At 38.6% G+C, this 12,907-nt stretch carries 2 protein-coding genes; both read right to left on the bottom strand.

Features of this window, described 5'->3' with window-relative positions; genetic code table 11:
• Positions 1–4: 4 nt before the first annotated feature.
• Entirely contained in the window at positions 5–916 is a 912-nt protein-coding gene (locus tag NCC77_RS01940) for a PorP/SprF family type IX secretion system membrane protein (RefSeq protein ID WP_250834134.1), read from the bottom strand.
• Between the two features lie 47 nt (positions 917–963).
• Complete coding sequence (locus tag NCC77_RS01945; RefSeq protein ID WP_284705074.1) at positions 964–12,525, bottom strand: Ig-like domain-containing protein; 11,562 nt, start codon at positions 12,523–12,525, stop codon at positions 964–966.
• Positions 12,526–12,907: the final 382 nt, after the last annotated feature.

Raw genomic sequence — 12,907 nt, forward strand, 5'->3', positions numbered from 1 at the left:
TGTATTAAAAGAATCTTGGGGATATCATTTTATTGTAATTATTAAAGAATTCGAATCTTAGGAAAACCTCATGAGATCCAGAATTGTATTTTCTTAATCGTGTCGTTTCATGATCGTAACCATAACCTATGTACATTCCTTTTGTAACTTGAAATCCTGCCATTGCACTAACAGATGCGCTCCAGCGATAAGCAAGTCCTAGAACAAATTTGTCATTAAACATAAAGTTTCCTGAAACATCAACCTGCAAAGGAGCTCCTTCTACCATTTTGGTCATTAATGCTGGTTTGAATTTTATATACTCTAAACGATCTAGATTAAATACATAACCTGCTATTAAATAATAATTGATTTTTTCTTTGAAAATAGCTACATCATCTGAGTCATAACGATTTGTTTCTATAAAATTAGGAACCGATAACCCGATATATGCTCTGTCTGAATGAAAATAAAGTCCCGCTCCAACATTGGGCGAAAATTTATTCTTCAGGTTCTGAAACTGCGGATCATCTTGATCTTCATAACTCAATTTATTGATATCGATGTTAAAAAGATTAGCTGTACCTTTTATTCCGAAAGACAAATTCCATGTATCTGAAGTTGGAATTGTATAAGACAAATCTGCCGATAAAGTGTTCTCTACCGTTGGTCCGATTTTATCATTTACCAAAGAAACTCCAAGTCCTAAATCAGTATTATTCAAAGGTGCATTAACAGAAAATGTACTCGTTTCTGGCGCTCCATCTAATCCAATCCATTGTGTACGATATAAACCAAAAACGCTTAATGCTCCACGTGAGCCTGCATAGGCTGGATTGACTTCGATTGTGTTATACATGTATTGTGTATATTGCGCATCTTGCTGCGCATTTGACACAATCGAAAAAAACATAAAAACTAAAATTAATTTTTTCATTTATTAAGTTTTAGAACGGCCTAGGGTTAACTAAGCCGTAATCCATTTTATTTATTAAGGTATAAGTAACCAGATTCTTGGTGAGATTTCTGAGCACTGTCTTTGTATTTTAAGATATAGAAATACGTTCCAACCGGAAGACCGTCTGTTTGTTTAATTGTAGAACGTCCGTTAGAATATCCTTCAAAAACTCGATCGTTATTATTGTACTGATCTATACTGAAAACCAAAACTCCCCAACGGTTATAAATTTCAACCGTGTTATCCGGATAACATTCAATTCCTCTAATGTAGAATCTTGCATTCTTACTGTCTCCGTTTGGAGAGAAAGCATTCATTACTTTAATAGAACATCCGTTTAGGTCTAAGACTGTTGGACTATCTCCGCTATTGCTTGCATCGTCTGACTGATCTTCAACTACAACTCCTCTTACACTGCTTCCTTTAACTGTTGCCTGATTACTCACACTGCCACGGTTAATATCTTCTTGAGTGATTTTGTAAACCGCTGTAAAATTAGTTTCGTTAGATTCGTTGACACCCAAATTAATTGCTGGCCCAGAAACTACTACTCCTGGCAACGGATCGTTAATAGTGATTCCAACAAGTGGTACATTTCCTGTATTAGTTACAGTAAATTTGTACGTAATTGTTTCTCCTGCATTTGCAAAACCGCTCTTGTTTTCGTCATTGAAAACTGCTGTTTTGATCACAGAAATAGCTGGCACTTCTACAAAAACATTTAATGTCGCAGTAGAACAATTTGACGAATTTGCTTTTTCGCAAACCTGATAAGTCAACGGATAATTTCCTCCTGGCGTGTTTGGCTTAACATTTACCGTTCCGTCAGCATTCCATTCAAAATATGGACTTTCTGTTAAAGGCTTAATTGTAACATCTGCAGGATTTATTGGTTTTCCGTTTATTAAATCATTTTCTAAAACATTTACAAATTCTAATGAACCATTAATTCCATCTGCACTAACATCATTATCATTATTTAAAGTAATTTGATTTTCTGTTGGCGGAGCTGGATCTGCAACATTATCAACTGTAATTTTAATAACCGCTTGACTGCAATTTGATGTATTCGCAACTTCACAGATCTGATAAGTCAATTCGTAAATTCCATCTGGCGTATTTGCAGCAATATTGACCGAACCATTTTCATTTAATGAGAAGTTTGGATTTACTACAGGTATTGATAAAATAACATCTGAAGGCTTAATTTGCGCTCCATTCAATAAGTCATTTAGAAAAATATTAACCGTAGCGTTTGCTCCTTTTTTCACATTTACAGGTCCCGTTTCATCATTATTTGCTTTTATTGAGAATGTTGGACGTGCATTACAATCTGGCGTAGCTGGCGGATAAGCAACAGAAACTGTAACCGTTGGATTTAATGAAAATTCAATTTTCACTCCATTTCTGGTAGCTTCAAATCCGTCGGCACCTTCTGACCATATTCCGTTATTTAAAATCCATCCTGGCCAATCTGTTCCATTTTTGTTGTTGTCAACCTCTGCTCCAGGCCATAAAATATTTCCGCTTAATGGCAGATTGGTTTGAGTTGCCACTACATTATTATTACTATCAATCCATTTTACTGTTAATAGATTATTTGTCGTGAAATTTTCTGGTGAAACCGAATAGTTAACATAAGGAACATTGTTTGAACAATAACTATTTGCAGTTACTGCCATTTTTGGTTCTGTTACCGTAACTTTTACAACATTTGAATCACAGTTATTCGGATTTAATTTCTCACATATTGTGTATGTCAATTCATATTCTCCCGCAGGTGCATTAGGAGCTAGTATAACATTTCCGTCTGCATCCACCGTTAAATATCCTTTTGGATCCCCTTGCGTTACTTTAAGATCTACCTCTGATGGCACTAATTTATTTCCATCTTTAGTATCGTTCTCAAAAATGTTGATTACTTTCTGCGGAATGTTTACTCCAACTGCTGACGGCATAACATCTTCATTTGCTACAAGATTTCCTCCTGTAACTTTTACTACTGTAATTACCGAATCACAATTTAATGGATTTGTATTTTCACAGATTTTATATTCGACATTATAATCTGCGGCCGGCGTGTTTGGCGCAACTGTAATCGTATAGTCTGAATTTAATGTAAGTCCTGATGGAAGCGTTCCGATAATTTCAAACTTAACTTCTCCTGCTGCTGTTCCAACTGTAATTGGATTTCCGTTCAATTTATCATTTGCTGTTAATGAAATGGTTGTTCCGCCGATATTTCCATTTATTGGACTTACCGTATCTTCAACTGCATCAATTACTGGCAGTCCAACTGTTACCTTCACAGTGTTTGAACTGCAGTTGTCTTGATTTAATTTCTCACAGATTTCATAAGTCAGCTCATAATCTCCCGCTGGAGGGTTTGCGCCCAAGATAATTTTTCCGTCTGCATCTACAGTCAGATATCCTTTTGGATCTGCCGCTGTAGTTTTCAGCGTAACATCTGAAGGATCTAATGGCTGCGCGTTTTTAGTGTCATTGTCAAATACATTTTTTCCTAATGTCTGAGGAGCATCTGATCCTAAAACTGATGGAATTTCATCAGCATTTGCCACAAGATTTCCTGCTGTAACTGGTACGGTAATAGTAACCGAGTCGCAGTTTAGTGGATTCGTGTTTTCGCAGATTTTATATTCTACCTTATAATCTCCTTTTGGAGTATTTGGCGCAACACTTATGGTGTAATCTGAATTAAGGGTTAATCCTGATGGAAGCGTTCCGATAATTTCAAACTTAACTTCTCCTGCTGCCGTTCCAACTGTGATTGGATTTCCGTTCAATTTATCGTTTGCAGTTAATGAAATTGTTTTTCCGCCGATATTTCCGTTTATCGAACCGATCACGTCTTCAACTGCATCAATTACAGGCAGTCCAACCGTTACCTTCACAGTATTTGAACTGCAGTTGTCTGGATTTAATTTCTCGCAGATTTCATACGTCAGCTCATAATCTCCTGCTGGAGGATTTGCGCCCAAGATAATTTTTCCGTCTGCATCCACAGTCAGATATCCTTTTGGATCTGCCGCTGTAGTTTTCAGCGTAACATCTGAAGGATCTAATGGCTGTGCATTTTTAGTGTCATTGTCAAATACATTTTTCCCTAATGTCTGAGGAGCATCCGATCCTAAAACTGATGGAATTTCATCAGCATTTGCCACAAGGTTTCCTGCCGTTACCGGTACGGTAATAGTAACCGAGTCGCAGTTTAGTGGATTCGTGTTTTCGCAGATTTTATATTCTACTTTGTAATCTCCTTTTGGAGTATTTGGCGCAACACTTATGGTGTAATCTGAATTAAGGGTTAATCCTGATGGAAGCGTTCCGATAATTTCAAACTTAACTTCTCCTGCTGCCGTTCCAACTGTAATTGGATTTCCGTTCAATTTATCATTTGCAGTTAATGAAATCGTTTTTCCGCCGATATTTCCATTTATTGGACTCACCGTATCTTCAACTGCATCAATTACAGGCAGTCCAACCGTTACCTTCACAGTATTTGAACTGCAGTTGTCTGGATTTAATTTCTCGCAGATTTCATACGTCAGCTCATAATCTCCTGCTGGAGGATTTGCTCCTAAAATAATTTTTCCGTCTGCATCCACAGTCAGATATCCTTTTGGATCTGCCGCTGTAGTTTTCAGCGTAACATCTGAAGGATCTAATGGCTGTGCGTTTTTAGTGTCATTGTCAAATACATTTTTCCCTAATGTCTGAGGAGCATCTGACCCTAAAACTGATGGAATTTCGTCTGCATTTGCCACAAGGTTTCCTGCTGTAACTGGTACGGTAATAGTAACCGAGTCGCAGTTTGTTGGAACTGCACCTACTTCACATATTGTATATTCTATCTTATAATCTCCTTTTGGCGTATTTGGAGCTACTGTAATAGTTCCATTTGTATTTAATGTTAATCCAGATGGTAAAGTGCCAACAATATTTATCGTCACTTCTCCTGAATTAGTTCCAATTACTGCTTTATTTCCGTTTAATGTATCGTTTCCTATTAAAGATACTGTTGTTCCACCAATGTTTCCATTAATTGGAGTAATAGTATCGAGTACTGCATCTATTGTATTCACAACTTTAACCTCTGCTGTCGCTGTCTTGCAATTCGATGGATTAGCAGATTTCTCGCAGATTTCGTATGTAATGCTGTAGCTTCCGCTTGGCGTGTTGGCTGCCAGAGTAACATCTCCGTTGGCATCAACGCTTAATGGTCCGTCGCTTCCAACTGTAACCACTGTATTTGCAGACGTAACAGATGCTCCGTCTAAAGTGTCGTTTGATTTTACGTTTCCGACAATTGCCGATGCTGATCCTGAAGTTTTTGTTCCGAAGTCATCTTTAACCGCAACTAGGCCGTTTTCAACTTTAACCTCTGCTGTAGCTGTCTTGCAGTTTGATGGATTCGCACCCTTCTCGCAGATTTCGTATGTAATGCTGTAGCTTCCGCTTGGCGTGTTTGCTGCCAGAGTAACGTCTCCGTTTGCATCAACGCTTAATGGCCCGTCGCTTCCAGCTGTAACAGCAGTATTTGCAGACGTAACAGATGCCCCGTCTAAAGTGTCGTTTGATTTTACGTTTCCGACAATTGCCGATGCTGATCCAGAAGTTTTTGTTCCGAAATCATCTTTAACCGCAATTAAACCATTCACAACTTTAACTTCTGCTGTTGCTGTCTTGCAGTTTGAAGGATTCGCATCTTTCTCGCAGATTTCGTATGTAATGCTGTACGTTCCGCTTGGCGTGTTGGCTGCCAGAGTAACGTCTCCGTTGGCGTCAACGCTTAATGGCCCGTCGCTTCCAGCTGTAACAGCCGTATTTGCAGACGTAACAGATGCCCCGTCTAAAGTGTCGTTTGATTTTACGTTTCCGATATTTGATGCTGCTGATCCAGAAGTTTTTGTTCCGAAATCATCTTTAACCGCAACTAAGCCATTTTCAACTTTAACCTCTGCTGTAGCTGTCTTGCAGTTTGATGGATTCGCACCCTTCTCGCAGATTTCGTATGTAATGCTGTAGCTTCCGCTTGGCGTGTTGGCTGCCAGAGTAACATCTCCGTCTGCATCAACGCTTAATGGTCCGTCGCTTCCAGCTGTAACAGCCGTATTTGCAGACGTAACAGATGCCCCGTCTAAAGTGTCGTTTGATTTTACGTTTCCGATATTTGATGCTGCCGATCCAGAAGTTTTTGTTCCGAAATCATCTTTAACCGCAACTAAATCATTTACAATTTCAACTTTAACCGTAGCTGTATTGCAATTTCCACTATTAGCAATTTCACAAATTGAATAATCAAAAGTATAAGTGCCTGTTGGAGTATTTGGTTTTACTGACACAGCACCATTTGTAGCATTAAAAATTAACACTGAAGGTACATTACCATTTACTGTAACATCAATATCTGCTCTATTAACTTTATTACAATTTAAAATATCATTATCAAAAATATTAGTAATAACTACTCCTCCAGCTACTCCATTTGATGAAGAAACACTATCATCATTTGCTGTAATTTCACCAATTACTTTAACGATTTGTGTGCAAGTCTCTATATTTCCTCCTGCATCTGTTGCTGTCCATGTCACAGTAGTGTTTCCGATTGGGAAACTTGAAGGTGCATTATTCGTCACTGTTACAGTTCCAGAGCAATTATCCGATACTGTCGGAGCACCTAAAGCAACTCCAGTTGCAGTGCATGAATTCGCATCTGTCGAAACTGAAACTGCCAACGGACAAGTGATTGACGGTTTCTGAGTATCTTTAATAATAACTTTTTGAGTAGCAGTTTCCACGTTTCCATTTCCGTCGCTAAAACTCCAGTTAATGGTATAAGTTCCCTGAGCATTATAGGTCAATGGATCTGTTGTTGTTCCAGTCACCGTTCCTTTACAATTATCTGTAGTTGTCGGAGCAGTTGCTGTTGCAGAGCATTCTCCTGTAATATCTGCCAATGTTGGTTTTACAGGTTTCTGAGTGTCTTTAATAATTACTTTCTGAGTCGCAGTTTCTACGTTTCCGTTTCCGTCGCTAAAACTCCAGTTAATCGTGTAAGTTCCTTGAGTGTTATATGTCAATGGATCTGCCGTTGTTCCAGTCACCGTTCCTTTACAATTATCTGTCGTCGTCGGAGCTGTTGCTGTTGCAGAGCATTCTCCCGTAATGTCAGCCAATGTTGGTTTTACAGGTTTCTGAGTATCTTTAATAATAACTTTTTGAGTCGCTGTTTCCGTATTTCCGTTCCCGTCGCTAAAACTCCAGTTAATGGTATAAGTTCCCTGAGCATTATATGTCAATGGATCTGCCGTTATTCCCGTAACTGTTCCTTTGCAGTTATCAGTTGTTGTAGGAGCTGTTGCTGTTGCTGAACATTCTCCCGTAATGTCAGCCAATGTTGGTTTTACAGGTTTCTGAGTGTCTTTAATAATAACTTTTTGAGTCGCAGTTTCTACGTTTCCATTTCCGTCGCTAAAACTCCAGTTAATGGCATAAGTTCCCTGAGCATTATATGTCAATGGATCTGTTGTTGTTCCAGTCACCGTTCCTTTACAATTATCTGTCGTAGTCGGAGCTGTTGCTGTCACTGAACATTCTGCTGTAATATCTGCTAAAACAGGTTTTACAGGTTTCTGTGTGTCTTTAACAATTACTTTTTGAGTTGCTGTTTCCGTATTTCCGTTCCCGTCGCTAAAACTCCAGTTAATGGTATAAGTTCCCTGAGTGTTATAGGTCAATGGATCCGTTGTTGTTCCAGTCACCGTTTCTTTACAATTATCAGTCGTTGTCGGAGCTGTTGCTGTTGCAGAGCATTCTCCTGTAATATCTGCTAAAACAGGTTTTACAGGTTTCTGAGTGTCCTTAACAATTACTTTTTGAGCTGCAGTTTCTACGTTTCCATTTCCGTCGCTAAAACTCCAGTTAATGGTATAAGTTCCCTGAGCATTATAAGTCAATGGATCCGTCGTTGTTCCAGTCACCGTTCCTTTACAATTATCCGTCGTTGTCGGAGCAGTTGCAGTTACTGAACATTCGCCCGTAATGTCAGCCAATGTTGGTTTTACAGGTTTCTGCGTGTCTTTAATAATTACTTTTTGAGTCGCAGTTTCTACGTTTCCATTTCCGTCGCTAAAACTCCAGTTAATGGTATAAGTTCCCTGAGTGCTATATGTCAATGGATCTGTTGTTGTTCCAGTCACCGTTCCTTTACAATTATCTGTCGTTGTCGGAGCAGTTGCTGTCACTGAACATTCTGCTGTAATATCTGCTAAAACAGGTTTTACAGGTTTTTCTGTATCACTAACTTTTACTGTAGAAGCAGCAGAAGTTGCTTCACATCCAGTTGAAGAATTTTTAATTTTTACTTTATAATCTCCATCAGAATTCACAACTAACGTAGAAGAAGTTTGACTAGGAATCGCAACATTATTTTTGTACCAAACATAAGTTGCTGAACTTGCATTTGAATTCGCTGTCAAAGTTGTAGTTAAACATGCTGTTAAATTTCCAGATATAGTTGCTGTAGGTAAAGTATTTGTTGTTACTGTATGAGTAGTTGTTACTGGTCCGTTACATCCCGCAGCGCTTGCTGTGATTGTAGTTGTTCCCGACCATCCAGCAACATAAGTTACTGCTCCAGTAGTTGAATTTATCGTATTTCCGCCTGTGCTACTTGCAGAATCTAGGCTATATGCAATACCTCCTGTTGAATTTGTTGCTGTTGTAGTTCTTGTTATTGTTTCAACTCCTTGGCAACGAGAAGATGTTGCAGGTGAAAATGATGCAATCGTTACATTTGGTGTTAAGGTAATCTTTCCTTGAATTGTTGTTTCTGTGCAAGGAGCAGTATGACCAACTGTAGTAATAGTATAAGTACCAGCTGTTGTTGGATTTCCAGAAATTGTTACTGTTTTTGCATTAGTATCAACTGCAGCAGACAATCCTGTTGGTAAATTAGAGACTGTAGCATTTGTAGCACTTCCTCCAAAAGTATATACTGCATTCGGAACTGATGCTCCAGAACAAACTGTTGGATTTTGAGTGCCACTTGTAAATGCAATACTAGAAGCCGTATTTATAACTGCTGCGACAGCAATTCTAGACGTTGAAGTACAACCTGATGATGTTACTGCTCCTACATAGTAAGTTGTAGTAGCTGTTAAAGTTGGAGTATTAAAAGTTGTTCCTGTTCCTAATACTGTCGAACTTGTAGGATCAGCATACCAATTAATAGTCGCTCCTGTTGATGCAGTTGCAGTTAATTTCACTGATCCAGAACCACATATTGAACCTTCTGTTGTCGAATTTATTGTTGGTACTGTATTTATTGTTGCTTTAACTTCTGTTCTTGTTGGTGTAGTACAACCATTTTCTGTTGCGTCAACATAATAAGAAGTCGATGTTGATAAACTTGGCGTCGTAAAACTCTCTCCTGTCCCTAATGATGTTCCTCCTGTTGCTGCTGCATACCAATTAATAGTTCCTACTGATGCTGTAGCCTCCAAAGTTACTTCTCCTGCACCACATCGTGAGTTAGAAGTAATTGTTGCAATTGTTGGTTTTGCATTAACAACAAAATTAACCGCTGCTCTACAATTTGAATTACCTGAACAAGCCGCATAATACGTTTTTGTTGTTGCTGTAGCGGTACTTGTCAATCCAGATCCTGTAACTCCTACTGGATTAAAAGAAGTACCCGTATAAATTGATGAACCACCTGTCGATGTGGTATACCATTCTATTTCGCCTATAGTATAACTTACAGTTATCTGAATATAATCAACAGATGCTGTAACAGTAGTATTGTTTGATCTAATACTAGCTGATAAAGCAATTCCAAAACCAGAATCATTAATATCATCACGCGTCCATGTAGTATTCCATAAATCAGATCCTCCTCCATAATCAATAGTCGACGTGCTACTTGTTGACCATTTAGTGCTTACCTTATTATCTTGAGTAAGAATTGCATTTGCTTTAATTAAACGGACAGCATTATCGGTTACATAATTATTATTACCACTTGCACTGCCATAACGTCCAATTGTCACTGCAATTCCTTTAATCTTAGCATTTACTGGAATTGAAAACTTAAAATCCTTAGCCATAAGATATTTGGTTGTCGTATTGCTACTGCTACTTGCAGAGGCAACACCTGAGCCAATTGAATTAGCGCCTGTAGGATTTGACCAATCAAAAGATCCTGATCCTGTTCCTGAGACATTACTTACGGTTCCAAATAGTGGTCCAACACTATTTGAAGTCGCACATGGCGAAGTGGCTGTCAATGATCCAGTTTCACCTTGACAAATAGTTACTCCTGTTGTTGTTGGCGCACCATCAACTGCATTAATAACAATACCAGTGTTTGCAGCAGAAGTACATCCTTGTGGATTTGTTGTAGTTACCGAATAGGTACCGGGTACCAATCCAGAAAAAATACCAGTTGTACTATTTACTGAAGCAGAAACAGGATTTGTTCCCGTTAATGTATAACTTATTCCAGAACCGTTTGCAGGTGTATTAACCGTTATTGTACCTGTTGGAGCAGTACAAGTTGTTTGCGTTACACTCACTGTTGGAGCTGCAGGCAAAGCTAAAATTGATATATCATCAACGGCAGTACTTGTTCCATTAAAATTTACACCTGGAACATTTGATTGGCCTGTACCTTCGTACGTTTTATTCGCACTACCATAAGCATTTGTAAATGCCGTTATTCTTCTAGTAGAATTGGCTGTTGTACGCGTTGGGTCAAGATATAATGCTTGCGCATTTGCACTATAAGTTCCTGCCGCCATAGAAGCCGCTACTTTTCCAAATAAAGTTATGGTAACAATACCATTTTGTGCAATGTTAAATCCTCCAAAAACAGGATTATTGGCCGTAGCTGTAGCCGAATTAGCTAGAGTTCCTGCTGGTCCTGAAGCTCCAGTAGAGTAAGTTGCTGTAGCTGAATCAAATTCGATACCTGTTGGAAAACTAAAATCCAACATTACACCAGCAGCATTTCCTGCTCCCGTATTTTTTATTTCAATTTCATAAGAAACTTTTTCATCAATAGCATTACAAATTGCAGTAGTAGATAATGTTTTGGCTTTTGTCTCAAGAACGGGGAAACAATTCGCATTAACTTGTAGATTTGCAGGTACGTCTGCAACTGTAAAAGTTGATACATAACCATCTGTTCCAGCAATAGCTCCATGATTAATTCCGTTTCCTGCATTAGATTTACCAGCTGCTCCACCAATTACATTTGTTGTAATGGTTACTGAACTTGAAACATTATGACAGATTATTCCACCACCACCACCACCACCTGGTCCGTGCTCGTTATTATTATCGTTTTCAGTGTTTCCACCTACTCCTCCCTTAGCTTGAATTTGAATGGTAGCAGTACTATTGTTAGAAACATTCAGCAAAACTGTTCCACCTGCTCCTCCACCTCCAGCACCATCAGGTGAGTTAGCGTAGGTTCCAGGCGCTCCTTTTCCTCCATTTGCATAAATAGTACCATTCCCTAAAACATTCCCTGCGTTTATAAGAATAATTGCTCCACCAACACCACCTTTTACACCAGAAGAAGCATCATTTGCATCACCTGCGCCTCCTCCACCGCCCATAATAAGCCTTGGAAATTTTTCAATCACAGTATACGATTTTGATCCTGGTCTTCCTGCTCCTGTAAGGTTATTGGAGAATAAATCTCCACCACCACCTTGCCATCCAGCGCCACCAAGTCCACCAAATCCACCATTTCCACCGCCTCCACCGCCAGTATTATGGTCGTTACCACCACCTCCTGCATTCGCTGGAGCTCCTCTTCCTGAAGAACCTCCTGGCATTCCTTCCACTGTATTTGCTACCTGATTAAAACCATCCCACATATACTTAGGCGTACCAGCTATTCCTTCTCCTTTTCCTGAAATTTTGCTATTTGATGAATCACCAACATAAGTTTTTGAGTCATTAGCATCCGAACCTGCTTTTGGGCTATATCCTCCTCTAAAACCTCTTGCACTTCCATCAATACTAAAACCGTTAAAGTTAAAGGTTCCAGAAACATTAAATGCAATAATACCACCCGCAACTCCATTAAAAGGAGGAGTAGTAATATTGGCTGTAAGAGTTAAATTAGAATATTGAGGCACTCTAACTACCTGAAATGTCCTCTTTCCTCTTGAAGTAGTTGGATCTGCATTATAAAAACTATTCAAGACACCATTATTAGCACCTGTACCTTTAAACGTTAAATTTCCTCCTGTCAAGGGTACATTATTTGTTGCAATTACATACTCAAAAACCCCGGTATTACCGAGAGCTGTAAATCCTGTTCCTCCTAGATTATCTGGACCGCTGTTCGTCGTACCAGAACCATAACTAGTTGTATTTGTATAATTTATTGAGGCATCTTGCATTTGAATAATTAAAATCAAATCTCCAGCAGAGATTGGAGTTGTGCCAAAATTATTCGAGTATTGATCCGTTGCTGGCACACCTGCTAGATATATAGATTGTGCTCCTGCATTCAGTGTTACATTTCCTGTGATCGGATAATATGTATTCACTGAACTTGACACCGCAACAGGTCCGTCAACTCCAGGGGTGCCACATACTTGTGAGTATGAGAATATTGGTAATGTAATAAATAAAATAAGAAAAATTAGCCTGTAAAATCCAGACTTACAAAAAGTAGAGTTACGCATAGACAACTTGAGTTTGTGGAACAGAAATTTCGGATGCTAAAAAACAGATGATTGTTTTTAGCATATTGATGAGATACGAGAAAAAATATAAAATGGATTTAAAAAAACTTAGAACAGCTTTTTCAAGACATACATATAAAAAAGACATTATGCAGACCATTGTCATATAGTAATTTAAGACTATAAAAGTCTCACTGGTTTTAAATTAAGTAGATTTGGAAAGTGCGAAAGTATATCTAGGAAT

It is taken from the genome of Flavobacterium tyrosinilyticum (assembly GCF_023656565.1).
GTDB lineage: Bacteria > Bacteroidota > Bacteroidia > Flavobacteriales > Flavobacteriaceae > Flavobacterium > Flavobacterium tyrosinilyticum.

Bases quoted from the DNA above. Each gene is read 5' to 3' on its own strand.
- NCC77_RS01940 (WP_250834134.1), bottom strand. From the start codon at position 916: ATGAAAAAATTAATTTTAGTTTTTATGTTTTTTTCGATTGTGTCAAAT.